Annotated in this window: 18 protein-coding genes; 9 read left to right on the forward strand and 9 right to left on the reverse strand. The window is 63.0% G+C overall.

Annotation, left to right across the window (positions count from 1 at the left end; all coding sequences use genetic code 11):
* The first annotated feature begins 57 nt into the window (after nucleotides 1-57).
* Nucleotides 58-1,650: a Do family serine endopeptidase gene (locus F3H95_RS13020; RefSeq protein WP_149746318.1), complete on the forward strand. Its 1,593-nt coding sequence runs from the start codon at nucleotides 58-60 to the stop codon at nucleotides 1,648-1,650.
* A 59-nt stretch (nucleotides 1,651-1,709) separates the two neighbouring features.
* On the opposite strand, the gene F3H95_RS13025 is transcribed toward F3H95_RS13020, so the two are convergent.
* Both F3H95_RS13025 and serB read right to left on the reverse strand, forming a co-directional pair.
* Nucleotides 1,710-2,294, reverse strand: a complete 585-nt coding sequence (locus tag F3H95_RS13025) for a GNAT family N-acetyltransferase (protein WP_149746319.1) — start codon at nucleotides 2,292-2,294, stop codon at nucleotides 1,710-1,712.
* Entirely contained in the window at nucleotides 2,291-3,181 is an 891-nt protein-coding gene (serB, locus tag F3H95_RS13030) for a phosphoserine phosphatase SerB (RefSeq protein WP_149746320.1), read from the reverse strand. The genes F3H95_RS13025 and serB overlap by 4 nt, the downstream gene beginning before the upstream one ends.
* Between serB and miaA the strand changes: the two genes are divergently transcribed.
* Entirely contained in the window at nucleotides 3,180-4,082 is a 903-nt protein-coding gene (gene miaA, locus F3H95_RS13035; protein WP_149746321.1) for a tRNA (adenosine(37)-N6)-dimethylallyltransferase MiaA, read from the forward strand. The genes serB and miaA overlap by 2 nt on opposite strands.
* A 55-nt stretch (nucleotides 4,083-4,137) precedes the next feature.
* On the opposite strand, the gene F3H95_RS13040 is transcribed toward miaA, so the two are convergent.
* Nucleotides 4,138-6,075 carry an ATP-binding protein gene (locus F3H95_RS13040; RefSeq protein ID WP_149746322.1) on the reverse strand — a complete coding sequence of 646 codons (1,938 nt, stop codon included), beginning with the start codon at nucleotides 6,073-6,075 and terminating at the stop codon, nucleotides 4,138-4,140.
* A gap of 373 nt (nucleotides 6,076-6,448) precedes the next feature.
* Here F3H95_RS13040 and F3H95_RS13045 point away from each other — a divergent pair, with 373 nt between their 5' ends.
* On the forward strand, nucleotides 6,449-8,227 hold the full coding sequence (locus tag F3H95_RS13045) for an acetolactate synthase 3 large subunit (RefSeq protein WP_143126056.1): 1,779 nt from the start codon (nucleotides 6,449-6,451) through the stop codon (nucleotides 8,225-8,227).
* 32 nt (nucleotides 8,228-8,259) lie between these two features.
* Nucleotides 8,260-8,832 (forward strand): acetolactate synthase small subunit, encoded by a 573-nt coding sequence (ilvN, locus tag F3H95_RS13050; RefSeq protein WP_143126055.1) that lies wholly within the window; start codon nucleotides 8,260-8,262, stop codon nucleotides 8,830-8,832.
* Between the two features lie 59 nt (nucleotides 8,833-8,891).
* Here the strand turns inward: ilvN and F3H95_RS27370 are convergent, their stop codons facing one another.
* The 4 genes from F3H95_RS27370 to F3H95_RS13070 all read right to left on the reverse strand — a co-directional run bounded on the left by F3H95_RS27370 (nucleotide 8,892) and on the right by F3H95_RS13070 (nucleotide 12,302).
* Nucleotides 8,892-9,449 (reverse strand): hypothetical protein, encoded by a 558-nt coding sequence (locus tag F3H95_RS27370; RefSeq protein WP_210248562.1) that lies wholly within the window; start codon nucleotides 9,447-9,449, stop codon nucleotides 8,892-8,894.
* 124 nt (nucleotides 9,450-9,573) lie between these two features.
* Complete coding sequence (locus tag F3H95_RS13060; RefSeq protein WP_149746323.1) at nucleotides 9,574-10,191, reverse strand: hypothetical protein; 618 nt, start codon at nucleotides 10,189-10,191, stop codon at nucleotides 9,574-9,576.
* A 64-nt stretch (nucleotides 10,192-10,255) separates the two neighbouring features.
* Nucleotides 10,256-10,864 carry a hypothetical protein gene (locus F3H95_RS13065; protein WP_143126051.1) on the reverse strand — a complete coding sequence of 203 codons (609 nt, stop codon included), beginning with the start codon at nucleotides 10,862-10,864 and terminating at the stop codon, nucleotides 10,256-10,258.
* Between the two features lie 385 nt (nucleotides 10,865-11,249).
* Nucleotides 11,250-12,302 (reverse strand): helix-turn-helix domain-containing protein, encoded by a 1,053-nt coding sequence (locus F3H95_RS13070; protein ID WP_188134381.1) that lies wholly within the window; start codon nucleotides 12,300-12,302, stop codon nucleotides 11,250-11,252.
* A 291-nt stretch (nucleotides 12,303-12,593) separates the two neighbouring features.
* On the opposite strand from F3H95_RS13070, the gene nthA reads away from it, so the two are divergent.
* Genes nthA through F3H95_RS13090 form a run of 4 tightly spaced genes read left to right on the forward strand, consistent with a single transcriptional unit; the run spans nucleotide 12,594 to nucleotide 15,443 of the window.
* Nucleotides 12,594-13,235 (forward strand): nitrile hydratase subunit alpha, encoded by a 642-nt coding sequence (gene nthA, locus F3H95_RS13075; RefSeq protein WP_149746325.1) that lies wholly within the window; start codon nucleotides 12,594-12,596, stop codon nucleotides 13,233-13,235.
* The gene (nthB, locus tag F3H95_RS13080; RefSeq protein ID WP_149746326.1) at nucleotides 13,232-13,891 is read left to right on the forward strand and encodes a nitrile hydratase subunit beta; all 660 of its coding nucleotides are present in this window, start codon (nucleotides 13,232-13,234) and stop codon (nucleotides 13,889-13,891) included. Before nthA ends, nthB begins: the two co-directional genes overlap by 4 nt.
* Nucleotides 13,878-14,270 (forward strand): nitrile hydratase accessory protein, encoded by a 393-nt coding sequence (locus tag F3H95_RS13085; protein WP_149746327.1) that lies wholly within the window; start codon nucleotides 13,878-13,880, stop codon nucleotides 14,268-14,270. Before nthB ends, F3H95_RS13085 begins: the two co-directional genes overlap by 14 nt.
* Nucleotides 14,271-14,318: 48 nt before the next feature.
* Entirely contained in the window at nucleotides 14,319-15,443 is a 1,125-nt protein-coding gene (locus F3H95_RS13090) for an ATP-dependent RecD-like DNA helicase (protein WP_143126047.1), read from the forward strand.
* 18 nt (nucleotides 15,444-15,461) lie between these two features.
* On the opposite strand, the gene F3H95_RS13095 is transcribed toward F3H95_RS13090, so the two are convergent.
* Nucleotides 15,462-15,992: a DUF4405 domain-containing protein gene (locus F3H95_RS13095; protein WP_244618004.1), complete on the reverse strand. Its 531-nt coding sequence runs from the start codon at nucleotides 15,990-15,992 to the stop codon at nucleotides 15,462-15,464.
* Nucleotides 15,993-16,218: 226 nt separating this feature from the next.
* Between F3H95_RS13095 and F3H95_RS13100 the strand changes: the two genes are divergently transcribed.
* Nucleotides 16,219-16,971, forward strand: a complete 753-nt coding sequence (locus F3H95_RS13100; protein ID WP_149746328.1) for a pyridoxine 5'-phosphate synthase — start codon at nucleotides 16,219-16,221, stop codon at nucleotides 16,969-16,971.
* A gap of 25 nt (nucleotides 16,972-16,996) precedes the next feature.
* On the opposite strand, the gene F3H95_RS13105 is transcribed toward F3H95_RS13100, so the two are convergent.
* Nucleotides 16,997-17,920 (reverse strand): helix-turn-helix domain-containing GNAT family N-acetyltransferase, encoded by a 924-nt coding sequence (locus tag F3H95_RS13105; protein WP_149746329.1) that lies wholly within the window; start codon nucleotides 17,918-17,920, stop codon nucleotides 16,997-16,999.
* Between the last annotated feature and the right edge of the window lie 17 nt (nucleotides 17,921-17,937).

Raw genomic sequence — 17,937 nt, forward strand, 5'->3', positions numbered from 1 at the left:
GCCCTCTTTCCGCCTTATGCTTTGTGACACATGGCGATTTGCAACCGAGGATGCCTGATGGTGAACCCCCTTCGATTGTCCCTGCGACATTCCCTGGCGACCGTGATGGCGTTGACGCTGTCGGCCACGTCGTTTGCGGGGCCGGTGCGTGCCCAGACAACCGTGCAGGCGGCGCCGTCCGCGCGTGTGCCGGGCGGGCCGGCCTCCGTTGCAGATCTCGCCGAAGGCCTTCTGGATGCCGTGGTGAACATCTCCACCTCGCAGAGCGTGAAAGGCCAGGGCAGCGGGCCGCAGAAACCTGTCGTGCCCGAGGGCTCTCCCTTCCAGGACCTGTTCGATGACTTCTTCGATGGCCAGGGCAAGCCGCAGGACAACCGCAAGGTTAGTTCACTCGGGTCCGGCTTCGTCATCGATCCCTCCGGTTATGTGGTCACCAACAACCATGTGATCGAGGGCGCCGATGATATCGAGGTGATCTTCCCGAACGGCAACAAGCTGAAAGCCAAGCTGGTCGGCACGGATACCAAGACCGATCTTTCCGTGCTGAAGGTGGAATCGAAGACGCCGCTGAAATCCGTGCGCTTCGGCGATTCCAAGAAGATGCGCATCGGTGACTGGGTGATGGCCATCGGCAACCCGTTCGGGCTTGGTGGTTCCGTCACCATCGGCATCGTCTCGGCGCGCGGCCGCAACATCAATGCCGGCCCCTACGACAATTTCATCCAGACGGATGCGGCCATCAACAAGGGCAATTCCGGCGGTCCGTTGTTCAACATGAACGGCGAGGTGATCGGCATCAACACCGCGATCATTTCCCCGAGCGGCGGCTCGATCGGCATCGGTTTTGCGGTTCCGACGGAACTCGCCCAGAATATCGTGCAGCAACTGATCGAATTCGGCGAAACGCGGCGCGGCTGGCTCGGCGTGCGCATCCAGCCGGTCACGGATGATGTTGCGGAAAGCCTTGGCTTGAGTGGTGCACGCGGCGCCCTCGTTTCCGGCGTCATCAAGGGTGGTCCTGTGGACGACGGCACGATCAAGGCCGGCGACGTTGTTCTCTCCTTCGACGGCAAGCCGGTCAAGGAAATGCGGGATCTTCCGCTCGCGGTCGCCGAGAGCCCTGTCGGCAAGCAGGTCGATGTGGTGGTCCTGCGCGACGGCAAGGAGCAGACGGTCAAGGTGACGCTCGGCCGCCTGGAAGACAGTGCTGCGGCGGAAGATGCCGGCCAGGATCCGGCTGCCGGCGAGGACAAGGGCAGTGCCGACAAGGGAAGCCCGAACCAGGGAGCCCAGGGCAAGGGATCCCAGGGCAAGGGAAGCGACAGCCAGGATGACGTAAAACCGGAAGATCCGGTCGAGCTTCTCGGCATGACGCTGACCATTCTGGACGATGCGCGCCACAAGACGTTCGGCATTGCCGAGAGCGTGGAAGGCGTGGTCATCACCTCCGTGGAGCCCGGTTCGGTGGCTGCCGACAAGGGCCTGAAGGCGGGCGAGGTGATTGTCGAAGTGGCGCAGGACTTCGTCTCGACTCCCGGCGATGTCAGCGATCGCATCGATGAACTGAAGGGCGAGGGGCGCCGCAATGCACACATGATGATTGCTGGCGCGAGCGGCCAGTTGCGGTTCGTGGCGCTGCCGCTGGAGTAGGATTGGTCCGAAAGCCGGCAGTTCTGGAGAGCGGCGCATTGTGCCCCGCTCTCGGCGCTTTACCCCATATCGCCTGCCGCTGCTGCCGGGCACAGGCGCTGATAGGTCACATGCCGCTTGAGATGCAGATGTGTGTCGGGCACCCGGGGACTGTCGAAATCGAGATCCGGGCGGTGCTGCATGCCGAGCCTGCGCATGACGGCGATGGAGCGGGCGTTGCCGGCCACCGCAAAGGAGATGATGTGCGGCAGGCCGTGCTGGTCGAAGCCATGCGTCAGCGTTGCTTCGGCCGCCTCCGTCACGTAGCCATTGCCCCAGAACCGGGTTGCCAGACGCCAGCCGATCTCGATCGTTCCGATGGGAAAGATTTCGGGCATGTTGGCCGGCGCCAGCCCGCAGAAGCCCATGGCCTCGCCGGTCTCCTTCAGTTCCAGCGCGTAGAAGCCCAACCCGTCGTCGCGGATCATGCCGTTGACGCGGTCCATCAGCTGGTCCGCTTCGGCATGGCTGCGGCGAAACGGAAAGAACTCCATCACCTTCGGATCGGCATTGATTTCGCGGAACAGATCGCGGTCGCGCTCCAGCCAGCTGCGCAGGAGAAGCCGCGGCGTTTCGGCAATGACGACCGGATCGCGCTCGCTCATGGCGTTGCGAAGTCGCTTCTGCGGTAGCCCTGGATATAGAGAAGCGCCGTCAGGTCGCCATGGTCGATGCGCATGCCCGCCTCGGCGGCCACCGTCGGCTTGGCATGCAGGGCGACACCCGCACCGGCAAGCTTGATCATGCCGAGATCGTTGGCACCATCGCCGACCGCCATGGCTTCTGTCGGGGAGATGCCGAGGGTCGCTGCAATCTCTTCCAGCGCGTCCACCTTGGCCTGCTTGCCGAGAATGGGCTCCGCCACCTCGCCGGTCAGCACGCCATCCTGTTCCAGGAGAATGTTGGCGCGGTTTTCGTGGAAGCCGAGCATGGCGGCGATCCGGCTGGTGAACACCGTGAAGCCGCCGGAGACGAGCGCGGTGTGAAATCCTTTGGCGCGCATGGTGGCAATCAGTTGCGGCCCGCCAGACGTCAGCGTGATGCGCTTGGCGATCACCTCGTCCACCACGCCGATCGGCAGGCCCTTCAGCAGGGCGACGCGTTCGCGCAGTGCAGGTTCGAAGGCGATCTCGCCATTCATGGCGCGGGCGGTGATCGTCGCCACCTTGTCTTTCAGGCCTACCACATCGGCGAGTTCGTCAATGCATTCCTGGCCGATCATGGTCGAATCCATGTCGGCGATCAGAAGCTTCTTGCGGCGCGTTTCTGCCGGTTGCACCACCACATCCACCGGCTGGCCGGCGAGAAAGGCGCGAAGCGATGCCTCCGCTGCCTTCGGATCGGTCTCGTCGCGCAACGCAAGATCGCAGGCAACGCCGTCCGCCAGCCAGTAAAGGCCTGCGGCTTTGACCGCTTCGGCGGCCTGTTCTCCCAGTTTTCCTGTGAGAACGGGATTTGACGGATGGGCAATGAGCGTGGCAACGAAAGCCATGATGAAAAACCTTCGGGACAATTGCGAGGCCATCCTGATAACCGGGCCGACGGCCAGCGGCAAGTCGGCGCTTGCGCTGCAACTGGCGGCGAGGCATGGCGGCGTTGTGATCAATGCCGACAGCATGCAGGTCTACGACACGCTGAGGGTGCTGACCGCGCGCCCTGCCGAAGAGGAGATGCAGGGCATTGCCCATCACCTCTATGGCCATGTGCCGGCGACCACCGCCTATTCCACCGGCGAATGGCTGCGTGACGTGGAGGTCCTTTTGCCGGTTCTGCGCCGCGAAGGCCGCCTGCCGGTGTTTGTCGGCGGCACGGGGCTTTATTTCAAGGCGCTCACCGGTGGCCTCTCCGAAATGCCGGCCATTCCGGCGGATATCCGCGACACTCTTCGCGCCCGGCTGCTGGGCGAAGGGGCGTCGGTGCTGCATGGAGAACTTGCCGCCTGCGATCCGGCCATGGCCGCACGTCTGATGCCCGGCGACGGCCAGCGGATCGTCCGGGCGCTGGAGGTTTTTGCGGCGACCGGTCGTTCGATTGCCGATTTCCAGGCCGCGCGCGGACCGATGCTGGTCGATCCGGACAAGGCGGAGAAGATTGTCGTGCTGCCGGATCGCAAGGCGCTGCATGCGCGCATCGACCGTCGCTTCGAGAGCATGCTGGAGACCGGCGCCATCGGCGAGGTGCAATCGCTTCTGGCGCTTGAACCGGCGCCGGATGCGCCGGTCATGCGGGCAATCGGTGTTTCGGAAATTGCCGCCCTGCTGGCTGGCACCATGAGCCGCGCCGAGGTGATCGAGCGGGGCTCGGCTTTGACCCGACAATATGCCAAGCGGCAGATGACCTGGTTCCGCAACCAGATGGACGAGAGCTGGATGCGCTTCGACCCGCTGGCCTGACGGAGGTTCAGCGCCGGGCTTGCGGATGGGAACCCCGGTCCTCAGCCCAGAGTGCTCACTCCTCGCGCCAGCCCTCTCGCGGCGGGCGGAACGGATCGCGCGGGGAGCGTTCATTGCTGCCGGAGCCGGACGTGATGGACGAGCCGCTGGCTGGTGACCATTCGCGCCGGATCAGCCGCGTCTCTGGCGGATGGGCCGATAGCCGGGTGCCGGGCAGCATGTCCGGGCGATAGGGTTCGAGTGCGGCATCCATCGGCGAGGACGGCGCAGGGGTTGCAAACAGATCCGGCTCCTCGTCCGGCAGGCTTCCCAGCACGCTTTTCTGGAAATCGGAAATATCCAGTTCCGCAATGGACCGCATGCGGGAGACGATCCGGCGCAGATCCACCGTTTCGGGCGTGGTCTCTGCTGTGCGTGCGGCAAGGCCGTGGGCTGTCGGAAGCCGGTGGGGTTCGATCTGCTCGAATGTCAAGCGCATCGGCACGCTGATCGCCTCGCCGAAGGCAATCGCCTCGCCATTGCCGATTGCCGACAGGAAGCTGACGGTCGAGGCGCCGGAATTCGGCAATGCCGAGCGGATGATCTCCTGGTCGCGCTCATTGGCAAGGCGCATTGCGAAGACGGTGGAACATTGCGACAGGATCGTCTGGTCGAGTTCGCCGGGGCGCTGGGTGATGATGCCGAGCGAGACGCCGTATTTGCGGCCCTCCTTGGCAATGCGGGCAATGGCCTGGCGCGTCGGCAGGAAGCCGAGCGTGGCATCGGCCGGTACATAGCGATGCGCTTCCTCGCAGACCACCAGCATGTGCACCGCGCCTTCGCTCCACAGGCCAATCTCGAAAGCCATCCGGCAAAGCACGGAGGCGACGGAATTCACCACTTCTGAGGGGATACCCGCCAGCTGGAAGGTGCAGATCGGCCGGTCACCGCCCGGAATCCGGAAGATGCGGGTGATCGTCTCCAGGATCGTGTCATGGATCGTATTGCTGGAGAACATGAACTGGTAGCGCGGATCATTGACGACCGACATCAGCCGCACCTTCAACGCCCGCAGCGCCGGCTTCTCGTCACGTCCGTCGAGCCTTCCCATCCGCTCGTCGATCAGCGCGATCAGGTCCGACATCCGGTAGGGCACGGGCGTGTCAGCGGTGATCGTGCCGCGATCTGCGGGGCGTCGGCCCGGATCGCCGCCGCGAAAGGCGCGTTTTGCCTCCGGTATCAGGTCGCGCAGCACATCCAGTTCCTCGGCCACTGGCGGACGGCCGCGAAACACCGCTTCGGAAAACTCCTCGAGCCGCATCAGCCAGAAGGGCAGGTCCAGCGTGTCGGTGTCGATCACCACGGCAAGATCCGGAAACGCGGCGGCAAATTCATTGTGCGGATCGAGGATCAGCACGCGCAGCTTCGGATCGGCCTCGATCGCCTTGCGGAGCAGCAGCGTCGCCGCCGTCGATTTGCCGACGCCGGTGGAGCCGACGATGGCGAAATGCTTGGCGAGCATCGAGGGAATGTGGATCGTCGCATCGATTGCCGCATCCTGCGTCAGCCGGCCTATGCTGCAGCTGTCCGGCGTGCCGGGATCATATATGCGCTGCAGGTCGCCGGCGCGGATGCGGTGCACGGCCGCGCCGAGATGCGGATAGCGCGAAATGCCGGTCGAAAACAGGTCGCTGCCATCGGCGCCCACCCGCACTTCGCCGAGCAGTTCCACCTCCACCCGGAAGGCGTTGGCATCCGTGGCCGACCATTCTTGCGTGGCCGCCTGCATGGCATAGGCGAGCGCGACCACGCGGTTGCGGCCGACATCGATGGAGACCAGCCGCCCGACGGCCCAGAGTTCGGCATGGGTGGTCGAGCCGGCCTCCGAGCTTGCTGCAATCGTGGCGCGGGCACCTGTGCAGGCCACCACGCGCCCGAGCAGACGGTTGCCGGCCGCCTCGGCATCGCGCCGGTCCGGCAGGCGGGCGGAGAGGGCAGGGTTTTGATCGTGCAAGGGGAAACCCTTCGGTCCGGGTGGGAGCAGCGGCGCATTCCGGCCAGTGCCGGTGATGCGGCCAGACTAGAGCCACCGGGCTTAACAGGCCCTTGCGGGAGGATTGCGGAAACTGCCGGTTTTGCGGGCGAATTACGACAAGGCCTGATGTTTTGTTGCGCATTTGCGTTGACGAGCCGCAATTTTCTGGCTAACGGTTCTTCCCATGATCGTATCGAACGCACTTATCGTGGTGGGAAGGCGCATGGGCAGGACGGTGTAACCGTCCGGCGATAGCCACCCATGCGCTACCAAAGGCTCCTCAAGGGGCCTTTTTTTATGCCTTCAATCTGGCTTCGGCCTCGTGACAATCAAAGCAGACGGACTTTTTGACATGACGGACACAGACAATCGGATGACAGGGGCGGAAATCGTTCTGAGAGCCCTGAAGGACAACGGGGTCGAGCATGTTTTCGGCTATCCGGGCGGCGCCGTGCTGCCGATCTATGACGAGATCTTCCAGCAGGACGACATCCAGCACATTCTTGTCCGTCACGAGCAGGGCGCCGGCCATGCGGCGGAAGGCTATGCGCGCTCCACCGGCAAGGTCGGCGTGATGCTGGTCACCTCCGGTCCGGGTGCCACCAATGCAGTGACGCCGCTGCAGGACGCGCTGATGGATTCGATCCCGCTCGTCTGCCTCACCGGCCAGGTGCCCACCACGCTGATCGGTTCCGACGCCTTCCAGGAATGCGATACCGTCGGCATCACGCGCCCCTGCACCAAGCACAACTGGCTGGTGAAGGACGTCAACGAACTGGCGGCCACCATTCACGAAGCCTTCCGCATCGCCCAGACCGGCCGTCCGGGCCCAGTCGTCGTCGATATTCCGAAGGACATCCAGTTTGCCACCGGCACCTACACGCCGAAGGCCGATCATGTCGTCCAGAAGAGCTACAAGCCGAAGGTCGAGGGTGACCTGAACGCGGTGCGCGCCGCCGTCGAACTGATGGCGTCTGCCCGTCGCCCGATCCTCTATACCGGTGGCGGGGTCATCAATTCCGGTCCGGAAGCGACCAAGCTCTTGCGCGAACTGGTGGAGCTGACGGATTTCCCGATCACCTCGACGCTGATGGGCCTGGGCGCCTATCCGGCCTCCGGCAAGAACTGGCTCGGCATGCTTGGCATGCACGGTTCCTACGAGGCGAACATGGCGATGCATGATTGCGACGTCATGGTCTGCATCGGCGCACGCTTCGACGACCGCATCACCGGCCGCCTGAATGCGTTTTCGCCGAACTCGCGCAAGATCCACATCGACATCGACCCGTCCTCGATCAACAAGAATGTCCGCGTCGACATTCCGATCGTCGGCGATGTCGGTCGCGTTCTGGAAGACATGGTTCGCCTGTGGCGCGCCTTGCCGAAGAAGCCCGAAAAGGCACAGACGGAGGAATGGCAGCAGCAGATCAGCCGCTGGCGCGCCCGCAATTCCTTCGCCTACAAGAATTCCAACGATGTCATCATGCCGCAATATGCGATCCAACGGCTCTATGAGGCGTCGAAGGGGCGTGAGACCTATGTCACGACGGAAGTCGGCCAGCACCAGATGTGGGCGGCGCAGTTCTTCGGCTTCGAGGCGCCGAACCGCTGGCTGACCTCTGGCGGCCTCGGCACGATGGGCTATGGCCTGCCGGCGGCGATCGGCGTGCAGGTGGCACATCCGGAAGCGCTCGTCATCGACATTGCCGGTGACGCCTCGATCCAGATGTGCATCCAGGAAATGTCCTGCGCCATCCAGTACGGCTTGCCGGTGAAGATCTTCATCCTCAACAACCAGTATATGGGCATGGTGCGCCAGTGGCAGCAGCTGCTGCATGGCAACCGTCTGTCGAACTCCTATACGGAAGCCATGCCGGACTTCGTCAAGCTGGCGGAGGCTTATGGTGCAGTCGGCATGTATTGCGACAAGCCCGCGGAACTGGACGACAAGATCGCCGAGATGATTGCCGTCAACCGTCCGGTGATCTTCGATTGCCGGGTCGCCAATCTCGCCAACTGCTTCCCGATGATCCCTTCGGGCAAGGCGCATAACGAGATGCTGCTGCCGGACGAGGCGACCGACGAAGCCGTTGCCAATGCCATCGACGCGAAGGGCCGGCAGCTCGTCTGAGCCGCCACCGGACATTTGAGAGGAACGCATCCATGAACGCACACCTTCAACCCACCGGCTCGGCCTACTTCATCCAGCAGGAAAGTGCCCGCCAGGAACGCCATACGCTCTCGGTTCTCGTCAGCAACGAACCGGGCGTGCTGGCCCGCGTCATCGGCCTGTTTTCCGGCCGCGGCTACAACATCGAAAGCCTGACGGTCTCCGAAACGGAGCATGAGGCACACCTGTCGCGCATCACCATCGTCACGACAGGTACGCCGAGCGTGCTGGAGCAGATCAAGGCGCAGCTCGACCGCATCGTGCCGGTTCACCGTGTGGTGGACCTGACGGTGCGCGCCAGCCAGCTTGGCCAGGAGCGCCCGATCGAACGCGAGGTCGCCCTCGTCAAGGTGGCCGGCACCGGCGAAGGCCGCGCCGAAACGCTCCGCCTTGCGGATGCCTTCCACGCCAAGGTGGTGGATGCGACGGTTTCCCATTTCATCTTCGAGATCACCGGAAAATCCTCGAAGATCGACCAGTTCGTGGCGGTGATGAAGCCGCTCGGCCTGATCGAGGTCTGCCGCACCGGCATTGCCGCGATGAACCGCGGCCCGCAGGGGATGTGAAGACGGCCCGTTGCGTTGCGGCGCACTGATTGTGACGTGCGCCGCAGTCTGATGTGTTATCAATTGAACGACTTCGGACGATCTTGGCAGTCGTCAGTGGATTCGCGGCCGGGCACTCCGACGATATGCAGATCGTTGAAAGCCTGCGGGTTTTGCAGGGCGTCAGCGCGAAGGCCGTTGGCGAACTCGGCCGACGGATCCTGCATGACAATGTTGGGAGCAGGCGTCACGCTGACATGTCCAACGGGCACTGCAGGCGGATTTTCATCGAAGGTAGCCTGAAACACGGCAAACCCACGCAACAAAGAACTGTTCCCGACATTGGGGATCGGCTGCGCGGTTTCCATTCGCAGGGCGCAGCGGAAATTGGAGGGCGCGTTGAAAATCTGCTGCAGGTCCTTGTTGAAGGAGAGCGTCGGATTGAACGGGAAGCGCTGTGCACGAAGATCGAGCGCGCCCTGATTATCGATCAGCAGTCCGCGGTATATCGTATCCGCCGCTGCGATCTGCGGCGACAGGAGGGCGGTCACAGACAGGATGAATGCCGCCGTGGCGAAGCTATGGTTGATCATCTTGCACAAGATGAGTGAAGCCATGGTTTTTGCTCTGATGTTCATCGCTTTTTCCTTTGATGTTTTGTGTCGTCTCAAGGTGAAGGGTAAGGTGTCTGTGTGTTCGATCTGTCGTTGATTCCCTCCTTCATTCAGTTGATTGGTCGGGAGCTGTGATGCGGCGTCCGTGTTAGGGTCCGGTCTGCCGCAGGATGTTGTCCGGCCCCATGACCACGCTCAGCGTCGGGTTGATCGGGCTGAAGTCCAGCACGACGCCATTCGTCACGCTTGTGGCATCGATGGCCTCGCCGGGGCTGTAGCCGCCGAACGTCACCCAGTAGCGGTCGCGGTGGGCGATGAAGCTGGTCGAGATGTTGGCCTGGAATTCGACGGTGTAGACGGCGGACCCGCCGATCGCGATTCCCACATGGACGGGATAGTTGAAGATGGCGTTGCGCTGCCGCACGGTCAGCGCGCCGGAGGGGCCGCCGCCGCGCAGGTTTGCAAAAAACGGCGAGCCCAACTCCTCAGAGGTCAGATCGATCAGGTTCTCCCGCTCCGGATGGGCCGGAACCTGCTGGCAGGCGGCGAAATAGGATCGCCCGCGGAACCTTCCGCGTTCCCCCCAGACGAAGGACATCGCCGTGGACCATGTGAACGTAACCGAACTCGAGGGAGGAGCGGGGCGCGACAGCCAGGCGAGGCTGACAACCTGCTGGATGCTCTCCGTCTGAGGCGGCATCTGATAGATCGAGAAATTCCCGTGCATGCGGGAGGTGTTGGCGCAGATCAGTCGATAATCGGGCATGGCGGCTCTCCTCTCGAACCGGAAAGGTTGTGGTGGCCGCACATCGTGCGGCCACCGTCTGGCATCAGGAGACCGTGATCATGTTGTCGAGGCCGAGCACTGCCGTGCGCGAGGTCAGCGCGCCGCCATAGGTCACCTCGACGGCGCCCGTGACATCCTCGATGTCGATGACGTCACCGGTCTCGAAATTGCCGAAGATCACCCAGTAGTTCGGGTGGGGCGTGAAGACGGCGGTCATGTTCGGCTGTGCCTGCACGGCAAAGGTGCCGGAGCCGGCCATGCCGATGCCGACCGAGGTACGGTTCGGGGCCACGTTCGACAGCTGCTCGATGGTGAGCGAACCGATGGCGCCGCTGGCGCTCTGGTTGGCGAAGGTCGTCGCGCCATAATTGTCGAGCTTCAGCTGGATCAGGTTCTGGCCGTTCGGATTGGCCGGCACCACCTGCGAGGCGTTGAAGTTGATGCCGGGCTGCAGGATGCCGGTTTCGGACCAGACGAAGCTGTAGTCGAGGTTCCAGGTGAAGGTTACCTTGGTGTTCGGTGCCGTCGGCCGGGTGAACCAGGCGAGCGAGAAGATGTTGCCCGGGACCGTGGTCGGCGGCGCCTTCTGGAAGACGGCGAAGCTGCCGGAGAGCGTCGAATTGTTGAGGCAGGTCAGGGAATAGGACGTCATGGAGATATGCCTTTCTGTTGGACGTTTTCGTTGGGGTGAGGGGGAGCCGGTGCCGGGGTGTGGGGTGCGGCAGGCACCGGCTCCATCCCGTCCGTCGCCTGGGCGGAGGAAATCGACGGAGGGATCGGTGGGCCGGCCTGTCAGGGCCGGGAAAGGGACAATCTGACCGGAGAGGGGGCTGCAGCCCGTATCGTGCGCACGGCTACCCCGGGGTCGTCGACGCGGCTTTGGTCTTGCGTCATGGGTTTCCTCTCCGTATTCTTTTCGGTGTGGGCGGAGACTGGTTTCGTCTCTCGGTTGTTTTTGAACTTATACACAACCTCACATTCTGTCTTGGCCTCCCGTTCCAAAAACTTGCACCAGCGTCTCCGGTCGCGATCGATGCTCACAGCTGTCGAAGCCATCTGGCAAAGGTGGCACTGGCGTCCTGGCTATTGCCCGACCCGATCGGTAAAGCGGGCGCGACGCTGCCGGATTTGCGAAAGGCGCGCGGGGAAAGCCCGTAATGCTGGCGAAACAGCCGGCTGAAATGCGCCTCGTCGGCAAAGCCCGCCTCGTAGGCGATCTCGCCGATGCGGCGCTCGGCGCATGCGGGGTCGCTCAGCATCTGAAGGCTGCGGGCAAGCCGCCGGCGACGGATATAGGTTTCCACTCCGCCCTCGCCCTCGAACTGGCGATAGAGCTGGCTGCGCGACAGTCTGAGGTCGGCACAAATGCTGTCCGCAGTCATGCCGTCGGAGGCGAGATTGTCCTGGATGTGCCGTCGCAGACGCCGACGCAGGTCCGCATGCGCGGCGGTGCCCGCGTCTTTCCCGGCAGGACCGAGAATCAGCGCCATCAGGTCCATCAACGGGCGTGAGAAGGCGGATAGCTCCATCGGGGCCGGCGCGGCCAAGGCGCGCAGCAGCGTGGCGGCAAGTCCCTGCAACAGAAGGGCCGAACTGCTGCCGGCGGCAAAGCGGCGTTCCCGTATCGGCACAAGGGGTGCCACGCTGGCTGGCAGTGCCAGTCTGGGGATGATGAAATGCAGTGCTTGGGTGCCGCCGGTGGTGCGCAGCGCAAGCGGGCTTGCCAGATCACAGAAGCCACAATCACCGGGTTCGAGCCGCGCCAATCGGTCACTGCGCCAGCGGGCGCGCCCGCTCAGCAGGCAGGTGATCACCAGATGGTCCAGCCCGTCTTCCGTGCATCGCAGGCGCGAGCGCTGCAGGGCCAGTGCCGGCAGATGGCTGTGCAGAAGCAGGAACAGGCCGGCATGATGGGCCGTAAGGAATGCGGTATCTGTCCCGTCGGGGGACGGGCGCAACGCTGCCACGGCCAGTGGCGCCAATGCATGCGCCCAGAAGGCCCGCGGATCGTCCTCCGATGCGGGCTGGATGTGAAGGCGGCTGGACGGGAAGGGAGAGGATGCTGCGTTAGAAGTGCGGGAATGTTTCATTTTCATCTCCAGGTTGTCTTGGAGATGGCTCGCTGAGTGAGACTCAGCTTTCAATGCAAAACTTAAGAATAAATTCCTTTTAGATTTTATCCGGATTTTTCCGTTATTTATTCATGATTTGTTCCGTTCATTGGATGGAGTTTATGGAAAATAATCCTTTTCAGAAAATATTCCTTTTCTGGTTAAAGCAATCGATCTCTATCTTGGGTTGTTCCTTTGGTTGTAATGCGTTGCCGAATCACATCTTCTTGCGATGGCGCGTGCTTTCCCGCATGGTGAGGGTCGGTGCCGATGGAAGGAGAACTGTCCGTGAGCGGCGAGCATCACGATCATGATCACGACAACCATTATTCGGACATGCAGGCGCGTGTGCGGGCGCTGGAAACAGTCCTGGCGGAGAAGGGTCTGATTGATCCGGCTGCGCTCGACGTCATCGTCGAGACCTATGAGACGAAGGTCGGGCCGCGAAATGGAGCGCATGTCGTTGCCCGGGCCTGGAGCGATCCGGTTTTCGCCGACTGGCTTTTGCGCGATGCGACCGCTGCCATTGCCAGCCTCGGCTATACCGGTCGGCAGGGAGAACATATGCGGGCGGTCTTCAACACCAAAGACACGCATAACCTCGTCGTCTGCACGCTCTGCTCCTGCTATCCCTGGTCCGTGCTTGGCCTGCCGCCAGTCTGGTACAAGGCGCCAGCCTACCGTTCGCGCGCGGTGATCGATCCGCGGGGCGTGCTTGCCGAATTCGGCGTGATGCTGCCGGAAGGGGTAAACATCCGCGTATGGGACTCCACGGCGGAATTGCGTTATCTCGTCGTGCCGCAGCGACCGGCGGGCACCGAGGGCTGGAGCGAGACAGATCTCGCGAGCCTTGTCACGCGCGACAGCATGATCGGTACCGGTCTTCTCCACCGCCCGGAGGTGTCCACATGAACGGGCCGCATGATCTGGGTGGGCAGATGGGCTTCGGGCCTGTCGCGCCTGAGGTGGACGAGCCCTGGTTTCATGCGGACTGGGAGCGACGTGCGCTTGGAATCACGCTGGCCTGCGGCGCCTTTGGCGCCTGGACGATCGATGAAAGCCGGCACGCTCGGGAAAATATTCCGCCCGCCGTCTATCTCTCCGCCAGCTATTACGAGATCTGGATCCGTGCTCTGGAGGTTCTGCTGCAGCGGCATGGTTTTGTGGCGGCGGACGAAATCGCTCTCGGGCAAAGCCGTGCTGCTGGTGCTGCGCCGAAGCGTGTGCTGACGGCGGAAATGGTGCCGGCCGTTCTGGCGCGTGGCGGGCCCTGCGACCGGCCCGTCGCGGAAGCGCCGCGCTTTGCTGCCGGTGCCCGCGTGCGGACCCGCAATTTTCATCCGACCACCCATACGCGCCTGCCACGCTATGCCCGCGGCAAGACGGGTCTTGTCGAGTCGGTACAGGGCTCCTTCGTCTTTCCCGATGATAATGCCCATGGTCAGGGTGAAAACCCCCAATGGGTCTATACGGTGGTGTTCGATGGCCCGGAAATCTGGGGCGAGGGAAGCGATCCGACGCTCACGGTCTCGATCGATGCCTGGGAGAGCTATCTTGAGCCGGTGTGATGTGGCTTCGGCCCTTGTTTCCTCCCCCGGCCTGCCACGCAGCCGGGAGGGAGATCCGGTGTTTGCAGAACCCTGGCAGGCGCAGGCCTTCGCCTTGACCGTGCATCTGCATGAGCGCGGACTGTTTACCTGGACGGAATGGGCGCAGCATCTCGCGCATGAGGTTCATCGCGACGGCCGGGCGGCGGATGCTTCTGATTATTTCGACGCCTGGGTGGCCGCGCTGACGCATCTTCTCAGAGACAAGGGCGTGGCTGATGAGGGGATGGTGCTGGCCCTGCAGCAAAGCTGGCAGCGCGCGGCCGAGGCAACACCCCATGGCGAGCCAATCGTGCTGGAGAATGATCCGCTGCGATGCTCGACCCACCAAGGGGTCTGATCCTTCTTTCAGGTTGCTATTCTGTTCCGAATCCGTGAAGGAAGAGGAATGCAGTTCGCACCGCAACAGGACGAGGCCCTGAAGGCCGTTTCGACATGGCTCAAAGAAGGCCGCAGCCAGGTCTTTCGCCTGTTCGGCTATGCCGGCACGGGCAAAACGACGCTTGCCCGGCATTTCGCCGAGAATGTCGATGGCGACGTGCTGTTTGCGGCCTTTACCGGCAAGGCGGCGCAGGTGCTGCGCTCGCGCGGCGCCTCCAATGCGAAGACGATCCACTCGCTGATCTACCGCCCGCGCGGCGAAGAGGCGGTGGAGGACGAGGAAACCGGCAAGACCTCGATTGCGCCGATGTTTTCCATCAACCGGCAGAGCCCCGTCGCCAAGGCGGCGCTGATCATTATCGACGAGTGCTCGATGGTGGACGAGCAGCTCGGCAAGGACCTGATGAGCTTCGGCACGCCGATCCTGGTGCTCGGCGATCCCGGCCAGCTGCCGCCGGTCTCGGGCGGCGGATACTTCACCGATCAGGAGCCGGATTATCTCCTGACCGAGATCCATCGCCAGGCGCGCGACAATCCGATCATCCAGCTTGCCATGCATGTGCGCGAGGGCAAGGAGATCATGTATGGCGATTACGGCACCGCCCAGGTGATTTCCCGCAACGAGGTCACCCAGCCGCTGGTGCTGGAGGCCGATCAGGTGCTGGTCGGCACCAACAAGACGCGGCGCCGCTACAACCAGCGTCTGCGCGAACTCAAGGGCTTTTCCCAGGCCTATCCGCAGTCGGGCGACAAGCTGGTCTGCCTGCGCAACGATCCGGCCAAGGGCCTGCTGAACGGTTCGCTCTGGCAGGTGATGAGCTCCTCGCGCGAAACGGTGAAGCCCGGCATCAACCTGATGATCCGCCCCGAGGACGACGACATGGATCGGGGTGCGGCGAAGATCAAGCTGTTGAAGCAGGCCTTCGAGGAGGAAGGAGAAATCCCCTGGTCCACCCGCAAGCGCTATGACGAGTTCGATTTCGGCTATGCGCTGACGGTGCACAAGGCGCAGGGCTCGCAGTGGAACAATGTCGTGCTGTTCGATGAAAGCTGGGCGTTTCGCGATACCCGCGAGCGCTGGCTCTACACCGCGATCACCCGCGCCGCCGAGACGATCACCATCGTCCGGTGATCGCGCAAACCCTTGCCGTCAGCGGCCGAGCGCCGTGACCTGACCCAGCAGTTCCCGGTCGCTCTTGCCCGAGGATCTGGCGATCTCGGCGAGCGACAGATCGGACGCCGCCGCGGCAAAGCCGGCGGCCTTCAACGTGGAAATGATGTCCTCCTCGCTTTTTCCGACGAGAGCGGCGACCTGTGCGGGCTTTGCCTTCGTCACCATCTGGATCAGCGCCACCTGCGGCGGTGCACCCCGTTCGCCACCGGAGGTGCCGAGCGGAATGAAGAAGGCCAGCGATGCGGCAAGCGACACGACCAGCGCAACCGCCATCGGCACCCGCTTGAAATAAAGCACCATCGGCCGCCAGTTCTTCCAAAGATGCAGCAGGAAGGGCAGGATCAGCACCATGCTCAGCCATTCGTGGATGCCGTGGAACTGGCCGGGACCCCAGTGGAAGAAAAGCGCGATCCCCGAGATCAGCGAAACGAGGAAGAGGCCGGTGATGAAGGGCGTGGCGTAACGCATCAGGATGGAGGGCATGTCGGTCTTTCCGAAGGTAAGCATGGTCCGATGTATCCCTAGCTAGCCGTGGATGTCGCTGCGGTCACGTTACAAGTTGGCAATCATGGTTTTGCCATAATTCAAGTCCGCCAGCGGCCGTGCGCCCGAGGCACCACGGAAATTGATAGATGCTTCAGCAATTTGCTTGCATTGCCGCCGACAAATCCGTTGCCGAGCAAACGGGCTTTGCTTTAGACATTCGGCCACTCCCAGCCGAGGATCTTCTGCCATGCCCGCCAAGCTGTCCGTCAATCTGAATGCCGTCGCCATGCTGCGCAATCGTCGCGATTTGCCCTGGCCGGATGTCCGGCATCTGGGGCGCGTGGCGCTTAAGGCGGGCGCCTATGGGCTTACGGTGCATCCGCGCCCGGACCAGCGGCATATCCGCTTTTCCGATCTGCCGGTGCTGCGGGCCCTGATCGATGACGAGTTTCCGGCCGCCGAATTCAACATCGAAGGCTATCCGAGTGAGGATTTCCTGCGCTTGTGCGAGGAGACCCAGCCGGAGCAGGTGACCCTGGTTCCGGACGATCCGGCCCAGGCCACCTCCGACCATGGTTTCGATTTCCGCACCCAGGGCGAGATGCTGAAGCCCATCGTCGCGCGCCTGAAAGAGAAGGGCATGCGCGTTTCGCTGTTTGCCGATGGCGATGGCGATGAGGCGGCGGTGCGGCTTGCCAAGGCCACCGGCGCCGATCGCATCGAGCTTTACACCGGCCCCTATGGCGGCTGTTTTGACAGGCCGGAAGAGGCCAGTGTGTTTCTTGACCTGCTCGGACGGACCGCCGATGCGGCAAAGGTCGAGGGCCTCGGCGTCAATGCCGGTCATGACCTGACGGTGGCGAATCTGCCTGCGCTCGCAGCCCGCATTCCGCATCTGGCGGAAGTTTCCATCGGCCATGGGCTGACGGCCGATGCGCTGGAATACGGCATGGCCGAAACCGTTCGTCGCTTCCGCCGCGCCTGCGGCGAAAAGATCTGAGGAGCGTCCGAAGCGGCGCAGAGCGTCAGTCCGTCTTCAGATCCAGCACCCAGGTCTGGCCTGTCAGTTCCGGCCCGAACAGGCTGTGACGCTCTTCGGACACCAGGCGAAAGCCCGTCTTCAGATAGAGCGCACGGGCGGCTGCCAGATTGTCGTTGGTCCACAGCTTGATCTGGTGATAGCCGCAGCGGCGGGCGAACTGCAGGGCCTCGTCGACCAATAGCTTGCCAAGACCCATGCCCCGCGCTGCCTGATCGACATAGAGCAACCGCAACTTTGCGATCCCATCGCCGCCATTGGCGATGAAGATGGAGCCGAGCCTCTCTCCCGCGCGCTCTGCAATCCATCCCCGCTCCAGTGCGGGATCGAAGGTCTTCAGGAATTGTCCCGCCACCTCTGCGGCCAGCGCCTCGAACTGGTCGTTCCAGCCGAAGGTTTCGGTGTAGAAGCGGGTCTGTGCCTCGATCACCCAGCCCATGTCGCCTGGGCGGTGCGAGCGCAGCACGATTGGGCCTGCTTTGACCGACTTACCCTCCAGCAGCGACTGTATGCTTCGCATGGCTTTCACCAGCGCGACCTGCCTTGCCGCATCCAGAGCGGCGAGGGACTTGTCAATCTGCTGGCGTGACTGTTCACCAAGCTCTCGCCACCTTGCCAGGCCGGTTTCCGTCAGAAACAGGTTCTGGCTGCGCCGGTCATGCGCGTCCGGTTCTGTGTGAACCAGATCCTCGCTGCGCAAGCGCCGCAGGATGCGGCTGAGATAGGCTGCGTCGAGATGAAGGTCGCGCGTCAGTTCCGCGGCGGTGACACCCGGTCTGGCGCCGATCTCATAGATCACCCGGGCTTCGGTCAGCGAATAGGGGGATTGGAGATAGACCTGCGACAACAGGCCGAGATGATCGGTGTAGAAGCGGTTGAAGCTTCTTATGCTATCGAGAATGTCGGACATGCGGCGCCTCCTATCAA

Source organism: Rhizobium sp. RU35A, from assembly GCF_900156005.1.
Lineage (GTDB): Bacteria > Pseudomonadota > Alphaproteobacteria > Rhizobiales > Rhizobiaceae > Neorhizobium > Neorhizobium straminoryzae.

What these genes read in the sequence shown, in the direction of transcription:
- F3H95_RS13020 (WP_149746318.1), top strand. Translation starts at nt 58, where the DNA reads ATGGTGAACCCCCTTCGATTGTCCCTGCGACATTCCCTGGCGACCGTG.
- F3H95_RS13025 (WP_149746319.1), bottom strand. Translation starts at nt 2,294, where the DNA reads ATGAGCGAGCGCGATCCGGTCGTCATTGCCGAAACGCCGCGGCTTCTC.
- miaA (WP_149746321.1), top strand. Translation starts at nt 3,180, where the DNA reads ATGATGAAAAACCTTCGGGACAATTGCGAGGCCATCCTGATAACCGGG.
- serB (WP_149746320.1), bottom strand. Translation starts at nt 3,181, where the DNA reads ATGGCTTTCGTTGCCACGCTCATTGCCCATCCGTCAAATCCCGTTCTC.
- F3H95_RS13045 (WP_143126056.1), top strand. Translation starts at nt 6,449, where the DNA reads ATGACGGACACAGACAATCGGATGACAGGGGCGGAAATCGTTCTGAGA.
- ilvN (WP_143126055.1), top strand. Translation starts at nt 8,260, where the DNA reads ATGAACGCACACCTTCAACCCACCGGCTCGGCCTACTTCATCCAGCAG.
- F3H95_RS27370 (WP_210248562.1), bottom strand. Translation starts at nt 9,449, where the DNA reads ATGAACATCAGAGCAAAAACCATGGCTTCACTCATCTTGTGCAAGATG.
- F3H95_RS13060 (WP_149746323.1), bottom strand. Translation starts at nt 10,191, where the DNA reads ATGCCCGATTATCGACTGATCTGCGCCAACACCTCCCGCATGCACGGG.
- F3H95_RS13065 (WP_143126051.1), bottom strand. Translation starts at nt 10,864, where the DNA reads ATGACGTCCTATTCCCTGACCTGCCTCAACAATTCGACGCTCTCCGGC.
- F3H95_RS13070 (WP_188134381.1), bottom strand. Translation starts at nt 12,302, where the DNA reads ATGAAACATTCCCGCACTTCTAACGCAGCATCCTCTCCCTTCCCGTCC.
- nthA (WP_149746325.1), top strand. Translation starts at nt 12,594, where the DNA reads ATGGAAGGAGAACTGTCCGTGAGCGGCGAGCATCACGATCATGATCAC.
- nthB (WP_149746326.1), top strand. Translation starts at nt 13,232, where the DNA reads ATGAACGGGCCGCATGATCTGGGTGGGCAGATGGGCTTCGGGCCTGTC.
- F3H95_RS13090 (WP_143126047.1), top strand. Translation starts at nt 14,319, where the DNA reads ATGCAGTTCGCACCGCAACAGGACGAGGCCCTGAAGGCCGTTTCGACA.
- F3H95_RS13095 (WP_244618004.1), bottom strand. Translation starts at nt 15,992, where the DNA reads ATGCTTACCTTCGGAAAGACCGACATGCCCTCCATCCTGATGCGTTAC.
- F3H95_RS13100 (WP_149746328.1), top strand. Translation starts at nt 16,219, where the DNA reads ATGCCCGCCAAGCTGTCCGTCAATCTGAATGCCGTCGCCATGCTGCGC.
- F3H95_RS13105 (WP_149746329.1), bottom strand. Translation starts at nt 17,920, where the DNA reads ATGTCCGACATTCTCGATAGCATAAGAAGCTTCAACCGCTTCTACACC.